Raw genomic sequence first — 19,695 nt, 5'->3', positions numbered from 1 at the left:
CGATCGGTTACTCGGCGTGTTCGCCCTCGCCGAAGGCGCTGTCGGTGATCCGCTTCAGGAGGCTGGCGTAATGCTCGAGGGTGCCGACATGCCCCCAGTCGATCTCGTCGGGGTGGCCGTCGAAGTGATCGTCGCTGAGCGCCTGCAGCCGGGCGAGCATCGCGTCGATCTCGGCCTTCTTCGCGATGAAGGCGCCGAGCGCCGCCTCTCGGTTCCGCTGCGCCTTCTCGGCGCGCAGTTCGTGGCGGGGCGTGGTGATCGGGTTCGGGCGGGTCATCGTGGCGGCTCCGGATCGAGTTGCATCGCGTCGTCGATGGGACGTTCGCTCGCTCTGAGGGGCTTATCAACTCAATAAGCGCCTGATCACAAATGATAATCGGAGTTCCGGATGCAGGGGCTGAGCGAGCGCCAGTACGCCGAGCGCGTCGGGCTCTCGCGCGGGGCGATCCAGAAAGCGAAGAAGGCGGGGCGTCTGGTCCTTTTCCCCGATGGCAGCATCGACTCGGACGCGTCGGACCGGCGACGGGCAGAGACGACCGACCCGTCCAAGAGCCGACCAAAGGCTGCGGCTCGCCCCGCCGGTATGAAGCCGGTGCCTGCGGCGGCCGTCGCGGCCGTTGGCGAGACCCTTCGGGAGCACGGGGTATCAGTGCCGGAGGTCGGCGAAGGCGCGACCTTCATGAAGGCGAAGACCGCGAACGAGGTGCTGAAGGCGCAGGAACGGCGCCTCCGGCTTCAGAAGCTGAAGGGCGAGTTGATCGACCGCGCGCGGGCGGAGACGCTGATGTTCCGGCTCGCGCGTGACGAACGCGACGCATGGGTAACCTGGCCGGCGCGGGTGGCCGCACAGATGGCGTCGGAACTGACCGCGACGCTCGAGCACCCGGAGACTGCCGACAACGGCGCCCCAGAACCGGCGGTGACTGCCGCGCTGATCCAGAGACTGCTCGAAACCCATGTCCGCGCCCAACTCGACAGCCTCGCGGAGATCCGGCCGAGGCTCGGATGAGGGTCTGTTCGACTTCGACGGGGCGGAGGGACTTCTTCGGGCGTGGCGCAGCGGCATCCGTCCCGATCCGGACCTGACGGTCTCGCAGTGGGCGGATCGGCACCGGCGGCTGGGCTCGCGCGCCTCGGCGGAGCCGGGGCGGTACCGGAGCGCGCGCACGCCCTACATGCGCGAAATCATGGACCGGCTCAGCCCGGGCGATCCGGCCCAGCGAGTCGTGTTCATGAAGGCGGCGCAGGTGGGCGCGCCGCTCGCGCTCGACACCGCGGTGCCCACGCCCTTCGGCTGGACGACCATGGGCGAGATCGCCGAGGGCGATCTGCTCTACGACGAGTGCGGACGCATCTGTCAGGTCACCGGCCTGTCGCCGGTGTTCGAGAAACGCGCCTGCTTCGCGGTCGAATTCGACGATGGCGAGCGGATCGTCGCGGACGGCGATCATCGCTGGGCGGTGTGGGACTTCACGAACGGCAGGCCCGCCGCGCGCACGCTGACCACGGCGGAGATGGCCGGGCGCGTGACCATCGGCGCGAAGGGCAAGCGCCGGCGCTATGCCATCGACTGCTGCGACGCGGTCGACATGCCGGACCAGGACCTGATCCTGCACCCGTACGTGCTCGGCCTCTGGCTCGGGGACGGCTCGTCGATCATGAACCACATCTCGGCGCATGAGGAGGACGCCGAGATCGTCGAGCACTTGCGGGCCTGCGGCGTCGAGGCCGAGTTCCGACTGCCGAAGTGGCGCAAGGGCAGGCTCGCCAACGTCGTGATCGATCCGACCTTCCGGATGCGGCGCGCGGACGGCGCGTCGCTCTCGGACTGCTTCCGGTCGCATTTCGTGACGCGGCTGAGGCAGCTGGACGTGCTCGACAACAAGCACGTGCCGCTCGCCTACATGCGGGCGAGCCGGGCCCAGCGGCTCGAGCTCGTGCGCGGGCTGATGGACTCCGACGGCACGATCACGCCGGACGGCAAGCGTTGCGAATTCTCGAATGCCGACCGGGGCCTCGTCGATGCGATGGTCGAACTGCTCCGCGGCCTGGGATACAAGCCCGCGATCTATCGGATGGGCAGCCGCCGCAAGGTGTTCGGGCCGGGCGGCCGCGCGACGATGTCGGCCGAATACTGGCGCGTGTCCTGGACGGCCTATGCCGAGGAGCCGATGTTCCGGCTCTCGCGCAAGCGGGCCCGGATGCGCCCGGTCGAGACCGGGCGGCCGTGGCGGAGCCGCCGCCGGCGGATCGTCGCGATCCGGCCGGCGCCGAGCGTGCCGGTGCGCTGCATCGAGGTCGACTCTCCGAGCCACCTGTTTCTCTGCGGGAAGGGCTGGATCCCGACGCACAACACCGAGGCCGGCAACAACTGGATCGGCTTCGTGATCCACCAGGCCCCGGGGCCGATGCTCGCGGTCCAGCCGACCGTGGAGCTGGCCAAGCGCAACTCGCGCCAGCGGATAGATCCGCTGATCGACGAGAGCCCGGACCTGCGGGAGCGGGTGAAGCCCGCCCGCTCGCGGGATGCGGGCAACACGATGCTGTCGAAGGAGTTCGCAGGCGGCATCCTGATCATGACGGGCGCGAACTCGGCGGTCGGACTGCGGTCCACTCCGGCGCGGTACATCTTCCTCGACGAGGTCGACGCCTATCCGGCCTCGGCCGACGAGGAAGGCGACCCGGTCACGCTGGCCGAGGCCCGGTCGTTGACCTTCGCCCATCGGCGAAAGGTCTTCCTGGTCTCGACGCCTACGATCCGGGGGCTCTCCCGGATCGAGCGGGAGTTCGAGGCCTCCGACCAGCGGCGCTACTTCGTGCCGTGCCCGCATTGCGAGGCGATGCAGTGGCTGAAGTTCGACCGGCTGCGCTGGGAGAAGGGGCGCCCGGAGACGGCGGAGTATCTCTGCGAGGGCTGCGAACGGCCCCTCGCGGAGCATCACAAGACGAGGATGCTCGAGCGCGGCGAGTGGCGCGCGACCGCCACCGCCGCCGATCCGACCACGGTCGGCTACCACCTCTCGGCGCTCTATTCGCCGGTGGGCTGGCTCAGCTGGCAGCGGATCGCGCGAGCGCATGAAGCGGCACGGGGCAGCGACGAGGCGATGCGGGCGTTCCGGAACACCATCCTCGGCGAGACGTGGATGGAGACCGGCGAGGCGCCCGACTGGCAGCGGCTGGCGGACCGGCGCGAGGCATGGTCCCCAGGCACGGTGCCCGATCGCGGTCTGTTCCTGACCGCGGGCGCCGACGTGCAGAAGGACCGGATCGAGGTCGACGTCTGGGGCTGGGGCCGCGGGCTGGAAAGCTGGCTTGTCGATCACCTCGTGCTCGAGGGCGGCCCCGGCGATCCGGCCTGCTGGCAGCAGCTGACGGAGTTGCTCGGGCGGACCTGGACGCATGCTTCGGGTCAGCGGATGACGCTCGCCCGGCTCGCGATCGACACGGGCTACGAGACCAGCGCGGTCTATGCCTGGTCGCGCCAGGTGGGGTTCGCGCAGGTGGCGCCGGTGAAGGGCGTCGAGGGGTTCACCCGGACAAGCCCAGTGACCGGGCCGACCTATGTCGACGCGACTATCGCGGGCAAGCGGCTCCGGCGCGGCGCCCGGCTCTGGACCGTGGCGACCTCGACCTTCAAGGCCGAGACCTATCGCTTCCTGCGGCAGGACCGGCCGACGAGGGAGGAACAGGCGGCGGGCGCGCTGTGTCCGCCCGGCACGATCCACCTGCCGGACTGGGCGGACGGCGAATGGCTGAAGCAGCTGACCGCCGAGCAGCTGGTGACCGTGCGGACGAAACGCGGCTTCGCGCGGCTCGAATGGCAGAAGCTGCGCGAGCGCAACGAGGCGCTGGACTGCCGGGTCTATGCCCGCGCGGCGGCGTGGATTGCCGGTGCCGATCGCTGGCCCGAGGCGCGATGGGCCGATCTGGAAGCGCAGCTCGGTGTGGCGAAGCCGGAAGGATCCGAGGCCGGCGCGGCAGCGGCGCCGTCCGTCACGACCCGAACGACGCCGCGCCGGCGCACGGTGCGCTCGAGCTACATGAGGTGACCCAATGGCCACGGCCGCAGAGCTCCGCGCCCGCCGCGACGCGCTGGCCGCGCAGCGGTCCTCTGGCGTGGCGCGGGTCAGCTATGAAGGCAAGACCGTGGACTATCGGAGCGTGGCCGAGATCGACCGGGCCATCGAGGCGCTCGACCGCGAGATCGCGACCGCCGAGGGGCGTCGGATCGTCCGACATGTGCGCGTGACGACAGCGAAGGGCCTCTGAAGCATGCGCCTCTTCGACCGTTTCCGCCGCCGCTCCACCGGCGGCCCCGCTGCCGTGCGCGCCCGTCTCGAAGGCGCCATGGCGAAACGCCGGCTGCGGGGCTGGAACCCGCCGCTCGAGAACATCAATGCGCTGGTCGCCTCGGGCGGCCCGCGGCTCCTGGCGCGGTCCCGCGAGCTGGTGGTGACGAACGGCTATGCCGCCAATGCCTGTGAGGCCTTCGCCGCCAACCTCGTCGGCGATGGCATCAAGCCCTCGTCGCTCATCGGAGACGCCGATCTGCGCGACCGGGTCCAGCGGCTCTGGCTCGCCTGGACCGACGAGGCCGATGCGGACGGTCTGACGGACTTCTACGGTCTGCAGGCCATGGTCGCGCGGGAGATGTTCGTGGCCGGCGAGTGCTTCGTCCGGCTGCGCCCAAGACGCGCCGAGGACGGGCTGCTGGTCCCGTTCCAACTGCAGCTTCTCCAGTCGGAAATGCTGCCCTTCGAGAAGACCGAGACGGCGGCCAACGGCAACCGCATCCGCTGCGGGATCGAGTTCGATGCGATCGGCCGGCGCGTGGCCTACCACTTCCGCCGCCGCCACCCGGGCGACAGCACCGACCAGGGAGCGGTGATCCCGGAGACGGTGCGCGTGCCGGCGGCCGACGTGCTGCACGTCTACCGGCCCATCGATGCCGGCCAGATCCGGGGGCTGCCGCATATCGCGCCCGCGATGGTGCGGCTGTTCCTGCTGGACCAGTACGACGACGCCGAGCTCGACCGGAAGAAGACCGCGGCGATGTTCGCGGGCTTCATCACCAAGACCGCGCCGGAAGAGCCGATGATGGGCGAGGCCGAAGCGGATCTCGACGGCGCGGCCATCGCGAGCCTCGAACCCGGCACGATGCAGGTGTTGCTGCCGGGCGAGGACGTGAAGTTCTCGTCGCCGGCGGATGTCGGCAGCAGCTACGAGGCGTTCCAGTACCGGACGCTGCTCTCGGTCGCGGCCTCGCTGGGGCTGCCCTATCACCTCGTCACCGGCGATGTCCGTCAGGCGAATTACTCCAGCCTCAGGGCCGAACTCGTGGAGTTCCGTCGCCGCATCGGCCAGCTGCAGCATGGCGTGATCGTCCACCAGCTCTGCCGCGCGGTCTGGCTGCGCTGGCTGGAGACGGCGGTGCTGTCGGGCGCGCTCGACGCCGATCCCGCGGTGGTGCGGCCGGTGCAGTGGATCCCGCCGCGCTGGGACTGGGTCGATCCGCTGAAGGACATCCAGGCGCAGGTCCTGGCGATGGAGGCCGGCATCACCTCGCGGCGCAAGGTGGTCGAGGCCACCGGCTACGACATCGAGGAAGTGGATCGCGAGAACGCCGCCGATGCCGCGCGCGCGACGGGGCTCGGCCTGCGCTACCGCACGAGCCCGGGCGAGACGCAGGGCGCTCGTGCGACGCCGGCAACGCGGGCCGAGCCCGGCGACGGCGCCGGCAACGACAGGGACGAGGGCGCGGCGACGACCGATCCGGCCACCGAACAGGAGTGACAACATGGCAAGCTGGTATGCGATCCGGGCCCGGGGGACCGGTGCGGAAGTGGCGATCTATGACGAGATCGGCGCCTACGGCGTCTCGGCGAAGGGGTTCCTCGCCGAACTGGGCGCGTTGCCCGAGGGCACGCCCGTCGATCTGCGGCTCAACAGTCCCGGCGGGTCGGTCTTCGACGCGGTCGCGATCCACAACGCACTCAAGCGGCACGAGGGCCCGGTCACGGTCTGGATCGACGGCATCGCCGCCTCGGCCGCCTCCTACATCGCCATGGCGGGCGACGAGATCGTCATGCCCGAGAACGCTTTCCTGATGATCCACGATCCAGCCGGCCTCGTGATGGGCACGGCCGAGGACATGCGCGCCATGGCCGAGGCGCTCGACAAGGTGAAGGGCAGCCTCGTCTCCGGCTACGCGACGAAATCCGGCCGGACACCGGAGGAAGTGTCCGCACTCATGTCCGCCGAGACCTGGTTCGACGCGTCGGACGCGGTGGCGCAGGGCTTCGCCGACCGGCTGGTCGAGCCCGTCCGGATCGCCGCGAACTTCGACATCGGGCGCTTCCGGAACGCGCCGCCGGGGTTGGCCGAGCCGGTCGAAGGCGAGCCGGAGCCCGACGACGAAAGCGACGGCGGTGAGATCGAAGCGGACGAAGACACCGACGAGGCCGCCGAAGGAGATCAGCTTTCTGATGCCGAAGACGAGCAGGCCGCCTCCGCCGCCACCGCTCAGCCTCCGGCCGTAACGCCACCGCCCAGCGGTGCGCCGCCGGACCCCGCCGCGATCCGCGCGGCAGCCATCGGGCATGCTCGGGCCGTGATCGATCTCTGCCGCCTTGCGGGCCAGCCGCAGATGGCCGGCAAGTTCCTCGAAGAGGACGCCAGCCTCGCCGAGGTGCGCGCCGCGCTGCTCGCCGCAAAGGCCGAGGCCGAGCCCGAGATCGCGCCCCATCACCCGCAGCCCGGCCGCTCCTCGGCCGCGCGCCCCTGGGGCGAGATCGTCGCCCGCACCTTCAAGCTGAAAGGATGACACCATGACCACGCTCACCGAAGGCACGCACCCCGGCGGCTTCCTCGTCTGGGAAGCCTTCCGCGACTACACCCGCGAGACGATCACCGTCGCGGCGGGCACGCTCGCGCCCGGCACGGTGCTCGGCAAGATCACCGCCTCGGGCAAGTACGCCGCCCACGACCCGGCCGCCGTCGACGGCACCGAGACCGCCGTCGCCGTGCTCTGGGGCAAGGCCGACGCGAGCGCGGGCGATGCGGCCGCCGTCGCGGTCGTCCGCGGCCCCGCCATCGTCAACCGCCACGACCTCGTCTTTGCCGGCACGCCGAGCGAGGGCGAGATCGCGGCCGCCCACACGGCGCTCCTCGCCGCGGGCATCCTCGTCCGCTGATCCAATTCCCTTATTCACGCGCGCCCGGACGCAAAACCGGCGTCCACTTTTGCTGGGCGCGCTCCAGACAGGAGGCATCCTCATGGCCACCATGGACATCTTCGAAGGCGATGCCTTCACCATCGTCGAGCTCACCCGTGCGCTCGAGAACATCCCCTACAAGCCGGCGCTGCTCTCGGGTTCGAACCTCTTCAGCCCGCGCGGCGTGCGCGCCCGCACCGTCGTGATCGAGAGCCGCGACGGCACGCTGTCGCTGATCCCGTTCTCGGAGCGCGGCTCGGCCTACGAGCAGCAGGTTCCTGATCGCCGCGAGATGCGCGCCTTCGTCTGCCGCCAGTTCAAGAAGCAGGACGTGCTCTGGGCCTCCGAGATCCAGTCCGTCCGCGACTTCGGCTCGGAGAGCGCCACCCAGCAGGTCCAGACCGAGGTGGCGTACAGGCTGCGCAAGCTCCGCCAGGACGCGGAGACGACCTTCGAGTATCACCTCCTGAACGGCATCCAGGGGCTGGTGAAGGACCCGAAGGACCACGCCACGGTCGTCAACTACTTCACAGAGTTCGGCATCACGCCGGCGGCCGAGATCGACTTCGACCTCGACAATGCGAGCCCGGCCTCGGGAGCACTGCGAAAGCGCTGCCAGGCGCTCATCGAGAGCGTCGAGGATTCGATGGGCGGGCTCTCGGCCGGCGCCGTGCAGATCCGCGCGGAATGCGGCTCGGCCTTCTTCGCCGATCTCGTGGCCCACAAGGAGGTGCGCGAGACCTATCTCAACACCGCCGCCGCGGCCGACCTGCGCGGTCGCGTCGCTGATGAGGTCAGCTTCGGGGGGATCACCTTCCGCCGTTATCGCGGCGGCGTCGGCTTCACCGTGCCGACCGACAAGGCGTTCTTCTATCCCGAAGGTATCGAGGGGCTGTTCGAGATCTACTACGCCCCCGCCGACACCTTCGAGACCGTCAACACCCTCGGCCAGCCGCTCTATGCCCGCACCATTCCCGACCGGGACCGCGACGAATGGGTACGGCTCGAGATCGAGAGCAACCCGCTGCCGATCTGCACCCGACCGCAGGTGCTGCGACAGGCCAGGCGGACCTGATGACCGCCTTCGCCATTGCCCTCGACGCGCTCTTCGCCGACGCGCATCTGGCGCGCGACGTCGTCTACACCGCCGAGGGCGGCGCGCCGTCGCTGGTCCGCGCGATCCTGCGCCGTCCGGACGACGTCACCGGCTTCGGCGAGGCGCGCATCTGGTCGGAGACCACTCGGCTGGATCTGCGCCTCACCGAAGTGTCCACGCCACGTCCGGGCGACCGCATCGAGATCGACGGCGAAGCGTTCCTCGTCCAGGGCGAGCCCGTGCGCGACCGCGAACGGCTCGTCTGGACCGTGGATCTGAGGCCGACATGAAGCTGAGGCTCGACATCACGCCGGACCTCGTCGCCGCCATGGCCGCCGAGGTGAAGGCGGGCGAGAAGGCCGTCACCGCTGCCATGCGCGAGGCCGGGACCGGGCTCAAGACCGCCTGGCGCGGCCAGATCACCGGCGCGGGGCTCGGCGGGCGGCTCGCCAACTCGATCCGGAGCCAGACCTATCCGAAGGCCGGCGAGAGCCTGAACGCCGCGGCGCTGGTCTGGTCAAAGGCCCCGGTCATCGTCGGAGCCCACGACACCGGTCCTCTGATCCGTTCGAAGGACGGCTTCTGGCTGGCGATCCCGACCGAGGCCGCCGGGCGAGGCCTGCGCGGCGGCAAGATCACGCCCGGCGAATGGGAGCGACGGCGCGGCCTGCGCCTGCGGTTCGTCTATCGCCGCACGGGGCCGAGCCTGCTCGTCGCCGACCGCGCCCGCATCAGCACCCGCGGTCAGGCGGTGGCGTCGCGCTCCAAGACAGGCCGCAACCAGGTCACAGCGCCGATCTTCCTGCTGGTCCCGCAGGTCAAGCTGCCGAAGCGGCTCGATCTGGACCGGGCCGCCGCGCGTGCGCACGACAGCGTGCCGCGGTTGATCGTGGCGAGCTGGGTGGAGGTAAGACGTTGGCTGTAGCGCACGATCCCCGGTCCACTATCTCGCAGAGGGGATTGCCAGCCAGCCTTGGAGATACGCGGCCACTAATGCAGCCACGATACTCGCAGTAGCTGCGATGAGCCACGAGGCAGCGGTCGGGGCCATCCTCGCAAAAAGGCCCGTGGGTTTCTTCCTGAGATAGATCGCTGCGAACGGAAGGTACCGGCCATGCAGCCAGTTGACCGCGAAAGCAAGCGCAAGGACGACGGCCATAAGGGTCGCTCGATCCCGGAGGCTGCCAAGATCGGGCAGGAAAATAATCGCGCCGACTATAAGGAGTTGATTGATTCCGAAGCCCAGCCTCTTGAAGTTCGTCGTATAGCTCCGCTCCAGTGGCCGGATGCTACGCTTCAGCTTTTCGAGCATACCAAACACCCAAGCCTCATCGCCGCCTTGTGTCATAGCCATGTTGACCTGGGGGCCAAATTCAACCAAGGCGATCCTGTCTAAGCCACTGCCTTCGGGCTCCCTGACATATAGCTTTATCACGGCAGCCCGGTCTGCGCTGAAGTTGAGCGTTTTGAAATCGGATAGGAACCGGGATTGCTCCGTGTCCGCCGTTACAGTGACGACTACCTGAGCGTTCCTGAATTCACGCTGAATCTCGTCGGCTATGGCAGTAATCTGCTGGCGGTCCACCTCTATTGCCTGGAAATGGTGTCGGACGGTGTGGAGTTGATCTGGCAGCTTGCTGGGATCGGCTTCGACGGCTTGGGTTTGGTCGTGCGGGAATAGGATGAAGGTTCCGGCAGAGCCGATATTGGTTGCCCACTCGCCGGTGAGATCTCCCCTCGCGCCCAGGCTTGCCGTCGCGGTGAGTTGACCAAACGCAATTCCCTCGATCTGCGTCTGCGGCTGGCCAGTTAGTGTGAGCTGATTTCCGTCAAAGGAACCTTGAACCGCGTAGACTACCACGCCGACGCCCGGCTCGTTGAGATGAAGCGTGCCGTTCAGTGCATCATCATCGCCGTCCAGTTTGGCAAACAGGTTGCCAGTGTTTGTGCCGTAGGCTCGGCCGGCCCAAAGTCGTCCTAACGCCATCTATCCTTTCCCTCGGCAACAAAACACAGTTGTTGGGCGGAGAGCGACAACCCTACTCCCAGAAAACCGCACCAACCCCAGTGTCTTTCGGGAAACGCCTGATGGCAACCATCCGCGAATCCATCCTCGCCGCGCTGCACGCGCGGCTCTCGACGCTGCCAGCGACCGCGCTGCGCGGCGAGGTGCTGCCCGAGCGCGTGCCGGCGGAGGGTCTTCTGATCCTTCGGGACGGGGAGCCGGGCCAGCCTGAAGTGACGCTGTCACCGCTCGCCTACCACTATCAGCACCGCGCCGAGATCGAGGCTGTCGTGCAGGGCGGCGACCGTGACGCGGCCTTCGACACGCTGACCGCCAGCATCGGCGCGACACTCGCCGCCGACCGGACGCTGGGCGGGCTCTGCGACTGGCTCGAGGCGGAAGCGCCACGGCCCGTCGATCTGCCGGTCGAGGGCGCGGCGAGCCTGAAGGCGGCGATCATTCCGGTCGTCTTGCACTATTCAACAGCCGATCCGCTGAGGTGACCGCGCGGCCAGCCTGAAGGCCGCGTTCGGCGGGACAACAGTCCACTGGACTGTCGTCTGATCCGCCTCACTCCCGGTCGTCCTGCACTATTCCACGGCCGACCCGCTCGGCTGACCCCGACTACCCGAGGAGATCACCATGGCACGAGCCCAGGGGGCGCGGGCGCAGATGGCGCTTGCGTTTGAGACCGTCTATGGCACGCCGCCAATCAGCGGCTTCACGAAGGTGTCGTTCGCCAGCACGTCGCTCGGCGCGGAGCAGCCGCTGCTGAACTCGGAGCTTCTCGGCTACGGCCGCGACCCGCTGGCACCGATCAAGGACGCGGTGACGGCCGATGGAGATGTCATTGTCCCGCTCGACGCCGAGGCCTTCGGCTTCTGGCTGAAGGCAGCCTTCGGGACACCCACGACCACGGGCACTGGCCCGTGGACGCACGAGTTCCAGTCCGGGTCCTGGACGCTGCCCAGCATGTCGATCGAGACCGGCATGCCGGAGGTGCCGCGCTACGCGATGTATTCCGGCTGCGTGCTCGACCAGATCACCTGGCAGATGCAGCGATCGGGTCTGCTGACCGCCACGGCGCGGCTGGTGGCGCAGGGCGAGACGGTGGGCACGACGACCAGCGCCGGGACCCCGGCCACGCTGGAACTGAAGCGCTTCGGGCATTTCAACGGGTCGATCACTCGCAATAGCACCGCCCTCGGCAACGTGGTCTCGGCCGAGATCACCTATGCCAACAATCTCGACCGGATCGAGACCATCCGCTCGGACGGGCGCATCGACGGCGCCGACCCGTCCATCGCGGCGCTGACCGGCCGGATCGAGGTGCGCTTCGCCGATCAGACACTGGTGACGCAGGCCATCAACGGCGAGGCCTGCGAGATGGAATTCGCCTATGTCCTGCCATCCGGCGAGAGCTTCACCTTCACCGTGCACGCCGTCTACCTGCCGCGCCCCCGGATCGAGATCTCCGGGCCGCAGGGCGTGCAGGCCACCTTCGACTGGCAGGCCGCCCGCGACAGCGTGGTCGGCCGGATGTGCACCGCAACTCTGATCAACGACATCGAGGTGTACTGAGAATGCTGACGCTCGACCTGACCAACGCGCCGCGCTGGCATGACCTCACGCCCGGCGTCCGGGTGCAGCTGCGCCCGCTGACCACGGCGCTAATGGTGGCGACCCGGAGCGATCCCGCCGTCGAGGCAGTTCCGGAAGAAGCCTCGGACGAGGAACGCGCCGTCGCCTTCGCGAGGGCGCTCGCGCGGCGGGCCGTGCTCGGCTGGGACGGCATCGGCGACGCCGACGGCAACCCCATCGACCCAAGCCCGGAGGCCATCGACACGCTGCTCGATGTCTGGCCGATCTTCGAGGCGTTTCAGCTGACCTACGTCTCCAAGGGCCTGCTGCTGGAACAGGAAAAAAACGCCTCCGCGCCCTCGCCGAATGGTCCTTCGGCGGGGGCGAGCGGTACTGCGAAGCCTGCGCGAAAGCCTGCCCGGACTGCCCGGCGCGGCTGAACCGTCCGGAAACGCCGGAGGGTTGGCAGGTCTGGGACCTTGTCGGCCGGCTCGGCGGGCAGCTGCGTGTGCTGCCCGGCGCGGTGATCGGCTGGGACATGTCGGCGGCGCTGGCGCTCGGCGACGCGCTCGGCGTGCCGCCGCTCGTCATGGCCGAACTGCTGCCCGTCATCGAAGCAGTGATGGTCGCCAAACTCAACGAACAGATGGAACGCCCCAATGGCTGAAAAACGCGTCAGCGTCCGCCTTGCGGCGGTCGGCGGGCGGCAGGTACGCGCCGAGCTCGAAGGCGTCGGCGAGGCCGGTGCCCGTGGCTTCGGGCGGCTCAGCCGCGAGATGGAGGCGGCCAACGCTCGGCTCGCCGCCTTCTCGCGGCGGGTGCGTGTGGCCGCCGCCGCTGCCGTGGCAGCTGCCGCCGCCGCGGGCGTGGCGATGATCCGCTCCGGCCTGCAGGCTGTGGATGCGCAGGCCAAGCTCGCGCAGTCGCTCGGCACCACGGTCGCCTCGATCCAGACGCTGGAGCGGGCGGGCGAACTGGCGGGCGTGTCGATGTCCGGCATCGAACAGGCCACCAAGGATCTGACGCGCCGTCTCAGCCAGGCGGCCGCCGGGACCGGTCCCGCCGCCGACGCGCTGGACCGGCTGGGGCTCTCGGCCAACGAGCTGATCGCACTGCCTTTGGATCAGCGCGTCGGCGCCATCAACGCAGCAATCGAGAGCTTCGTGCCTGTCGCCGAACGCGCGGCTGTCGCGGGGCAGCTCTTCGGCGAGGAAGGCTCCATCGCCATGAGCCGGATCGACACGGCGACGCTGCGCCAGGCGACCGAGGACGTCCTCGCCTTCGGGGTCGTCGTCTCCGAACAGGATGCCGACCAGATCGAGCGGACGAACGATGCCATCTCAAGGCTCGGTCTGATCTGGCGCGGGCTGTCGAACCAGCTCGCTGTCGCCGCAGCGCCTGCGCTGGAAGCCGTCGCCAACGCCATGGCTGCGGTCGCCAGCCGCACCGGGCCGCTCGGCATCGCGATCCGCGGGCTGTTCGACAACATCGGCCGCCTCACAACCTATGCCGCCACCTTCGCGGCCTTCCTCTCGGGCCGCTGGGTCGCGGGTATGGCGGCTGCGGCCCTGTCGGTGCGCGGGCTCGCCACGGCGCTCGTCCTGCTGCGCGGGGCCCTGATCCGGACCGGCATCGGCGCGCTGCTCGTCGGCGCGGGTGAGCTCGTCTACCAGTTCACCCGCCTCGTCTCCGGCGCGGGCGGTTTCGGAGAAGCGATGTCGCTCCTGAAGGACCTCGCGGTCGAAGTCTGGGAGCGGATCAGGATGGGCGCGGCTGCGGCGGGCGCAGCCGCCACGGCGATGTTCTTCGACCTGAAGGCGGACGCCGCCTCCGGAATGCAGAGCGCCATCGAGAGCGTCGTCGGTTTCGGCAACACGGCGGCGAACACGTTCGAGGGCGCCTACGAGGCGATCAAGGCGATCTGGGGTCTGCTGCCCGCCGCCATCGGCGATCTGGCGTTCCAGGCGGCCAACAGCCTGGTCGACGGCGTCGAGGCGATGCTGAACGGGGTGGTCTCGCGGATCAACGGCTTCATCGGCGGCATCAACCAGGGGCTGGAAGCGCTCGGGTCGGAGCGGCGCATCTCGCTGGTGCCAGACCTCGACCTCGGCGAGATCGAGAACCGCTTCGAGGGCGCGGCGACGGCGGCGACCACGGCTGCGCAGGCGGCGTTCGACCGGGCCTTCGAGGACAATCCGCTGACCGCGCCCGATCTCGGCTTGACTGAGGCGGCGAACCGGGCGCTCGAGTCCGCGAACCTCTATCGCGGGGCCGCGCGCGATCTGGCTGAGGGTGCCCGTGCGCCCCTCGAAAGCTGGCATGCCCTGCGTGATGCCGTGCGCGGCACCGACGAAGCCGGTGCCGATGCGCTGACCGAGGCCACGGGCGCGGCCGAGCGGCTGGAAACCGCGCTCGGCGATGCCGGACGCGCCGCGACGGGTGCTGGTGCGGCTGCCGGGGCTGCTGCTGCGGCGGCGGAGCCCGCGACCGAAGCCGCCGTCACCGGCTGGCAGGCCGTCACGGCGGCGCTCTCCGACTATGCCAGCAAGGCGCGCGAGATCGGCGGCGACATCGGCCAGAGCCTCGTCGGAGCCTTCCAGTCGGCAGAGAACGCCGTCGGTGAGTTCGTGAAGACCGGCAAGCTGAACTTCCGCGATCTCGTCACCTCGCTGCTCGCCGACCTCGCGAAGCTGGCCGCCCGGCGCTTCATCCTCGGGCCGATCGCCAACGCGCTTTCGGGCGTGTTCTCCGGGGCGGGCGGCATCTTCGCCAACGTCCTGCATGCGGGCGGGATGGTCGGATCGGCCGGGCCCTCGCGCATGGTCCCGGCCATGGCCTTCGCCGCTGCCCCACGCATGCACTCCGGCGGCGTGGCCGGGCTTCGCCACGACGAGGTGCCCGCGATCCTGCAACGCGGCGAGCGCGTGCTGTCGCGTCGCGAGGCACAGAGCTACGGCGCAGTCGGTGGCGTCAACGTCACCATCATGGCGCGTGACGCAGAGAGCTTCCGGCAGTCCCGCACGCAGGTCGCCGCCGACATCGCGCGCGCGGTCTCGCTCGGGCGGAGGGGCATGTGATGGCGTTTCACGAGGTCCGGTTCCCAGACGACATCAGCCGGGGCGCGCGTGGCGGGCCGGAGCGTCGCACGCAGATTGTCGAGCTCGCCTCGGGCGACGAGGAGCGCAACGCCAGCTGGGCGAACAGCCGCCGTCGCTACGACGTCGCCTACGGGATCCGCCGCGCCGACGATCTGGCGGCGGTCGTCGCCTTCTTCGAGGCACGAAACGGGCGGCTGCATGGCTTCCGCTTCAAGGACTGGGGCGACCACAAGTCCTGCCTTCCCTCGGGCACGCCGTCGCCCACCGACCAGGCGATCGGCACCGGCGACGGCGCGACGACCGCCTTCCAGCTGGTGAAGCGCTACGCCTCCGGTGCGCAATCCTGGTGGCGCACCATCGCCAAGCCTGTGGCGGGCAGCGTGCGCATCGCGCTCGCCGGGGTCGAGCAGCCCTCCGGCTGGTCCGTCGACACCACCACTGGCGTCGTCACCTTCAGCGTCGCGCCGGGCGCTGGCGTCGCGATCACCGCGGGCTTCGAATTCGACGTGCCCGTCCGTTTCGACACCGACGTGCTCGACGTGACGCTCGACCTCGAGCGGCTCGGCTCGATCACCTCCATCCCGCTTCTGGAGATCCGGCGATGAACGACACCGGCAGCTTCGTTGCGGCCGTGCTGCGCGAACTTGCGGCCTCGACCGCCGTGATCCTCGCCGCCTGGGGCGCACTCGGGGGCGCGACGAATGCGCTGACCACGAAGATGCGGCTGCGCGACGCGCTGCGGCACATCCTGCTCGGCGGATTGATCGCGGCCGGGATGGGCAGCCTCTCCATGGCCGTGATCACCGCCTGGCTCAGCCTTCCGCCCGAGGCGATCCCCGCAGGCGGGGCGGCGGGGTCCGCCGCCTATCTCGTGGGCGTCTTCGGGCCGGCCTTCATTGAAATGCTACTCGCCCGCCTGCGCCGCGCCAACGAAGGCGGCGGCGATGAATGACCTTCTCCGCCTCGCGCGCTCTCTCCGCTGCGACCCTGCCGACCCCCGGCAGGCCTTCGCCCATCGCCTGCGCATCGGTCTCGCAGTCGCGGCGCTAATCCTGGTCCTCTCGCTTCTCCGGTAATCCCATGCACATGACTGACCGGGGCCTGCTGGCCCTCGTCCGGCACGAAGGACTCGTGCCCGGGCCCTATCTCGATGTGAAACAGGTCTGGACCTTCGGCATCGGCCACACGGCCGCGGCCGGGCCGCCCGATCCGGCCACGATGCCGCGCGGCATGCCCGCCGATCTCGACGCCGGGATCCGCGAGGCGTTCCGGGTGTTCCGGGCCGACCTCGCGCGCTACGAGGCCACCGTCCTACGCGCGGTGAAGGTGCCGCTGGCGCCGCACGAGTTCGATGCGCTGGTCAGCTTCCACTACAACACCGGCGGCATCGCCAAGGCTGCGCTGACCCGCCACCTCAATGCCGGCAATCGCGTTGCAGCCGCCGACGCGTTTCTGAACTGGCGGCGACCGGCCTCCGTCATCCCCCGCCGGGAGGGGGAGCGCGACCTGTTCCGCCATGGCCGCTATCCCGGCGGCACGATCCCGGTCTGGTCCGTGGATCGCACGGGCCGGGTGGACTTCTCGCGACCGGTCCGTCGCCTGACCGAAGACGAGGCTCTGGCGCTGCTGCGGCCGTCGCCGCTGCCGAGGCCGCCGGTCCTCGATCCTGCTCCCGACGCGCCGCCCGGCTGGCTCGCCCGGCTGGCTGCCTTCTTCTCCACCTTGATCCGGAGGGCCTAGCCCATGCGCTACGTCCGACCCAACTCGCTCACCTGGTGGGCGGGACTGCTCGCGATGCTCACCGGCATCGCCTCCCTCGCGCTGCCCGCCACCGGGCCGCTCGGCGAGCTGTCCCGTCTCGTCGCGCTGCTTGCCGGCTCTGGCGATGCCTCGCCGGCCGGGCTGATGTTCCTCGGGCTGGGCCTGATCGGCCTGCGCGATCGGATCGAACGGGGGTTCCGCGGCGATGCTTGAGTTCCTCGCAGGTCTGGGCGTGGGCGGCTGCCTTGGCGTCTTCGTTGTCGCCCTCTGCGTGGCCGCCGCGCGCGGGGAGCGGGACGATGGCTGATCTCCTGATCTGGCTGGTGGCGGCTCTGGGCGCGGTCGGGGGCGTCGTGCTCGGCCGGGTCTGGGGCCGCGTGGAAGGGGAACGTGCAGGCAAACGGGAGGCGGAACGCGATGCGATCGAAGACAAGAACAACCGTGTCGAGCGCGGGCGGGATGCGATTCGTGATGGCCGCAGCGCTGGCGATCCCGCTGAGCGGCTGCGCCGCAACGACGGGCATTGGTGACGCCGGCTGCGCCTCCTATGCCGAGGCGCGGCTCGCCCGACCACCCGCCGAGACCGTGGCGGAGGTGCCGTCCGCATGGGCGGACTGGATCGCCGATCTCGACGACCGCATGACGGGAACCTGCCGATGAAGTCCCTCTCACCCGCGCTGCAGGCCCATCTCGACGAGGGCACGACGACGCTCGCTTGGTGCTGGCGGATCAGCCACGCCGATGGCGTCACCTTCGGCTTCACCGATCACGACCGGACGCTCAGCTTCGACGGGACCGACTTCGAGCCCGAGAGCGGACTGACCGCCTCCGAGGTCCGCTCGGGATCGGACCTGTCGGTCGATGCGCAGGAGGCCGAGGGCGTGCTGACCTCGGACCGCATCACCGAGACCGACATCCTCGACGGTCGCTGGGACAACGCCGAGGTCGAGGTCTGGCGGGTGAACTGGGCGGATACCGGACAGCGCGTGTTGATGCGCCGGGGCGCCATCGGCCAGATCCGGCGCGGGCGGCTGGCCTTTGTGGCCGAGGTCCGCTCGCTCGCCCATGTGCTGGGCCAGACGGTCGGGCGGACCTTCCAGGCGACCTGCGACGCCGTGCTCGGCGATGCGCGCTGCGGCGTCGATCTGGAGGACCCAGCCTTCAAGGGCACGGGTGCCGTGATCGACCTTCTACGCGACCGAACCTTCACCGCCTCGGGCCTCGGCGGGTTTGAGGCCGGCTGGTTCACCTTCGGCACCGTCGAATGGACGAGCGGCGCGAACGCCGGGCGGCGCACCGAAGTGCTGGGCCATGACGTGACGGACGACATTGCCGTGCTGACCCTGCTAGAGGCGCAGGTGCGGACCGTTGCGGAAGGCGATTCCTTCACCATCCGCGCGGGCTGCGACAAGCGGATCGAGACCTGCGGCGCCAAGTTCGCCAACACCGCCAACTTCCGCGGCTTCCCGCACATCCCCGGCCAGGACACGATCCTGCGCTACGCGACGAAAGACGGAGGGCATGATGGGGGCGTGCTGTGAACCCGGCTGATCCGGAGCGGGTGATCGCGGCGGCGCGCGCCTGGCTCGGAACGCCGTATTACAACCAGGCGAGCCTTCGGGGTGTCGGCTGCGACTGCCTTGGCCTCGCGCGCGGCGTCTGGCGCGAGGTCGTCGGTCCCGAGCCGTTCCCGATCCCGCCCTACAGCCGGGACTGGGGCGAAACTGGCCCGCGCGAAGTTCTGGCCGAGGGCGCGCGCACCATGATGATCGAGGTGTCGCCCGCCGAGGCCGGTCCCGGCGCGCTGGTGCTGTTCAGGATGATGCCCCGCGCCATCGCCAAACATGTGGGGATCGTCACCACGCCCGACGCCTTCCTCCACGCCTACGAGCGGCTCGGCGTGATCGAGGAACCGCTCACCAATGCCTGGCGGCGGCGCATCGCCTTCGCCTTCCTGTTCCCGCAACGCTGAGACCACACCATGGCAACGCTTGTCCTTGGCGCGGCCGGCGCCGCCATCGGCGGTTCGATCGGTGGCGCGATCCTTGGCGTCAGCGCCGCGACCATCGGCGGCTTCGTCGGCTCGACCATTGGGTCGGTCGTTGACAGCTGGATCGTGTCCTCGCTCGCGCCGACGCAGCGCATCGAGGGCCCGCGGCTCGACAGCCTTCGGATCACGTCCTCGACCGAGGGCGCCGTCGTCCCGCGCGTCTACGGGCGGATGCGGATGGGCGGGAACGTGATCTGGGCGACCGACTTCCGCGAGGAGACCAAGACCACCACGCAGGGTGGCGGCAAGGGCGGCGGAGGCGGCAAGGTCAAGACGACCGAGTATCTGTACTACGCCAGCTTCGCCGTCGCCTTGTGCGAGGGCCCGATCACCGGCATCGGCCGCATCTGGGCCGACGGCAAGCCGATGGACCTCTCCGGCGTCACCTGGCGCTGGTATCCCGGCGACGAGGCGCAGATCGCCGATCCGTTCATCGCCGCGAAAATGGGGGCGGCCAGCACGCCAGCCTATCGCGGCACGGCCTATGTGGTCTTCGAGGAACTGGCGCTCTCGACCTATGGCAACCGTCTGCCGCAGCTGTCCTTCGAGGTGTTCCGGCCGCTCGCCGATCCCGACACCGCCGAGGGGCTGACCCGCGCCGTCACCATGATCCCGGCCTCGGGCGAGTTCACCTACGCGACGCAGGCCATCCGCAAGACCGATGGCGGCACGACGGTGCCCGAGAACCTGAACGCGCTGCCGGATGCAACGGACATGGTGGAGTCACTGGACCGGCTTCAGGCCATGGCCCCGGCGGTCGAGAGCGTCAGTCTCGTCGTGGCGTGGTTCGGCGACGATCTGCGCGCGGGCGCCTGCAAGGTGCGGCCGGGCGTCGAGGTGTCGGCCAAGTCGACCACGCCCGCCAGCTGGTCGGTCAATGGCGTCAGCCG

General features: G+C 69.7%; 24 protein-coding genes and 1 pseudogene. 23 read left to right on the top strand and 2 right to left on the bottom strand.

The annotated features are described in order from the left end of the window. Nucleotides 1-7 precede the first annotated feature (7 nt). On the bottom strand, nt 8-277 hold the full coding sequence (locus tag G481_RS0117570) for a hypothetical protein (RefSeq protein ID WP_035026625.1): 270 nt from the start codon (nt 275-277) through the stop codon (nt 8-10). 111 nt (nt 278-388) lie between these two features. Here G481_RS0117570 and G481_RS0117565 point away from each other — a divergent pair, with 111 nt between their 5' ends. The 9 genes from G481_RS0117565 (at nt 389) to G481_RS0117525 (ending at nt 9,235) form a co-directional block, all read left to right on the top strand. Beyond that, a complete protein-coding gene (locus tag G481_RS0117565) occupies nt 389-1,009 on the top strand; it encodes a hypothetical protein (protein WP_028031167.1) in 621 nt (206 codons plus the stop codon). After that, nucleotides 957-4,049, top strand: a complete 3,093-nt coding sequence (locus tag G481_RS25645) for a terminase gpA endonuclease subunit (protein WP_084451078.1) — start codon at nt 957-959, stop codon at nt 4,047-4,049. Before G481_RS0117565 ends, G481_RS25645 begins: the two co-directional genes overlap by 53 nt. 4 nt (nt 4,050-4,053) lie before the next feature. Beyond that, nucleotides 4,054-4,269 (top strand): phage head-tail joining protein, encoded by a 216-nt coding sequence (locus G481_RS0117555; RefSeq protein ID WP_028031165.1) that lies wholly within the window; start codon nt 4,054-4,056, stop codon nt 4,267-4,269. A gap of 3 nt (nt 4,270-4,272) precedes the next feature. After that, a complete protein-coding gene (locus G481_RS0117550; RefSeq protein ID WP_028031164.1) occupies nt 4,273-5,793 on the top strand; it encodes a phage portal protein in 1,521 nt (506 codons plus the stop codon). Nucleotides 5,794-5,797: 4 nt separating this feature from the next. Continuing rightward, nucleotides 5,798-6,823 carry a head maturation protease, ClpP-related gene (locus G481_RS24425; RefSeq protein WP_051294637.1) on the top strand — a complete coding sequence of 342 codons (1,026 nt, stop codon included), beginning with the start codon at nt 5,798-5,800 and terminating at the stop codon, nt 6,821-6,823. Between the two features lie 4 nt (nt 6,824-6,827). Continuing rightward, complete coding sequence (locus G481_RS0117540; protein WP_028031163.1) at nt 6,828-7,193, top strand: head decoration protein; 366 nt, start codon at nt 6,828-6,830, stop codon at nt 7,191-7,193. 82 nt (nt 7,194-7,275) lie between these two features. Next, nucleotides 7,276-8,289, top strand: a complete 1,014-nt coding sequence (locus G481_RS0117535; RefSeq protein ID WP_028031162.1) for a major capsid protein — start codon at nt 7,276-7,278, stop codon at nt 8,287-8,289. Further along, nucleotides 8,289-8,600: a head-tail joining protein gene (locus G481_RS0117530; protein WP_028031161.1), complete on the top strand. Its 312-nt coding sequence runs from the start codon at nt 8,289-8,291 to the stop codon at nt 8,598-8,600. The genes G481_RS0117535 and G481_RS0117530 overlap by 1 nt, the downstream gene beginning before the upstream one ends. Next, nucleotides 8,597-9,235 (top strand): DUF6441 family protein, encoded by a 639-nt coding sequence (locus G481_RS0117525; protein WP_028031160.1) that lies wholly within the window; start codon nt 8,597-8,599, stop codon nt 9,233-9,235. The genes G481_RS0117530 and G481_RS0117525 overlap by 4 nt, the downstream gene beginning before the upstream one ends. An 18-nt stretch (nt 9,236-9,253) precedes the next feature. Here G481_RS0117525 and G481_RS0117520 read toward each other — a convergent pair whose 3' ends face one another. Further along, complete coding sequence (locus tag G481_RS0117520) at nt 9,254-10,297, bottom strand: hypothetical protein (RefSeq protein WP_028031159.1); 1,044 nt, start codon at nt 10,295-10,297, stop codon at nt 9,254-9,256. A gap of 101 nt (nt 10,298-10,398) precedes the next feature. On the opposite strand from G481_RS0117520, the gene G481_RS0117515 reads away from it, so the two are divergent. The 14 genes and pseudogenes from G481_RS0117515 to G481_RS24420 all read left to right on the top strand — a co-directional run. After that, nucleotides 10,399-10,818 (top strand): hypothetical protein, encoded by a 420-nt coding sequence (locus G481_RS0117515; RefSeq protein ID WP_028031158.1) that lies wholly within the window; start codon nt 10,399-10,401, stop codon nt 10,816-10,818. A 139-nt stretch (nt 10,819-10,957) separates the two neighbouring features. Beyond that, nucleotides 10,958-11,896, top strand: coding sequence for a phage tail tube protein (locus G481_RS0117510; protein ID WP_028031157.1), 939 nt, complete (start codon nt 10,958-10,960; stop codon nt 11,894-11,896). A 2-nt stretch (nt 11,897-11,898) separates the two neighbouring features. Further along, nucleotides 11,899-12,336, top strand: coding sequence for a hypothetical protein (locus tag G481_RS0117505; protein ID WP_028031156.1), 438 nt, complete (start codon nt 11,899-11,901; stop codon nt 12,334-12,336). Nucleotides 12,337-12,404: 68 nt separating this feature from the next. Next, nucleotides 12,405-12,563, top strand: coding sequence for a DUF7697 family protein (locus G481_RS25640; protein WP_223865943.1), 159 nt, complete (start codon nt 12,405-12,407; stop codon nt 12,561-12,563). After that, nucleotides 12,556-14,973: a phage tail tape measure C-terminal domain-containing protein gene (locus tag G481_RS0117495; RefSeq protein ID WP_028031154.1), complete on the top strand. Its 2,418-nt coding sequence runs from the start codon at nt 12,556-12,558 to the stop codon at nt 14,971-14,973. Before G481_RS25640 ends, G481_RS0117495 begins: the two co-directional genes overlap by 8 nt. After that, nucleotides 14,973-15,599, top strand: coding sequence for a DUF2460 domain-containing protein (locus tag G481_RS0117490; protein WP_028031153.1), 627 nt, complete (start codon nt 14,973-14,975; stop codon nt 15,597-15,599). The genes G481_RS0117495 and G481_RS0117490 overlap by 1 nt, the downstream gene beginning before the upstream one ends. Then, nucleotides 15,596-15,946, top strand: coding sequence for a hypothetical protein (locus G481_RS0117485; protein ID WP_028031152.1), 351 nt, complete (start codon nt 15,596-15,598; stop codon nt 15,944-15,946). The genes G481_RS0117490 and G481_RS0117485 overlap by 4 nt, the downstream gene beginning before the upstream one ends. A gap of 128 nt (nt 15,947-16,074) precedes the next feature. Further along, nucleotides 16,075-16,734, top strand: a complete 660-nt coding sequence (locus G481_RS0117475) for a lysozyme (RefSeq protein WP_028031151.1) — start codon at nt 16,075-16,077, stop codon at nt 16,732-16,734. A 3-nt stretch (nt 16,735-16,737) separates the two neighbouring features. Then, nucleotides 16,738-16,968 carry a hypothetical protein gene (locus G481_RS0117470; protein ID WP_028031150.1) on the top strand — a complete coding sequence of 77 codons (231 nt, stop codon included), beginning with the start codon at nt 16,738-16,740 and terminating at the stop codon, nt 16,966-16,968. An 86-nt stretch (nt 16,969-17,054) separates the two neighbouring features. Next, a complete protein-coding gene (locus G481_RS0117460; protein WP_028031149.1) occupies nt 17,055-17,285 on the top strand; it encodes a hypothetical protein in 231 nt (76 codons plus the stop codon). Then, nucleotides 17,227-17,415, top strand: a complete 189-nt coding sequence (locus G481_RS26070) for a hypothetical protein (RefSeq protein ID WP_154664667.1) — start codon at nt 17,227-17,229, stop codon at nt 17,413-17,415. The genes G481_RS0117460 and G481_RS26070 overlap by 59 nt, the downstream gene beginning before the upstream one ends. After that, nucleotides 17,412-18,296, top strand: a complete 885-nt coding sequence (locus G481_RS0117455; RefSeq protein ID WP_028031148.1) for a DUF2163 domain-containing protein — start codon at nt 17,412-17,414, stop codon at nt 18,294-18,296. The genes G481_RS26070 and G481_RS0117455 overlap by 4 nt, the downstream gene beginning before the upstream one ends. Further along, complete coding sequence (locus G481_RS0117450; RefSeq protein ID WP_028031147.1) at nt 18,293-18,727, top strand: NlpC/P60 family protein; 435 nt, start codon at nt 18,293-18,295, stop codon at nt 18,725-18,727. The genes G481_RS0117455 and G481_RS0117450 overlap by 4 nt, the downstream gene beginning before the upstream one ends. Nucleotides 18,728-18,736: 9 nt before the next feature. Then, a pseudogene (locus G481_RS24420) lies at nt 18,737-19,695 on the top strand (baseplate multidomain protein megatron); the annotation flags it as partial.

The sequence above is a fragment of the Gemmobacter nectariphilus DSM 15620 genome (assembly GCF_000429765.1).
GTDB lineage: Bacteria > Pseudomonadota > Alphaproteobacteria > Rhodobacterales > Rhodobacteraceae > Wagnerdoeblera > Wagnerdoeblera nectariphila.
Note: the sequence above shows the minus strand (reverse complement) of the source record. Positions and strands in the feature narration are given on the sequence as shown.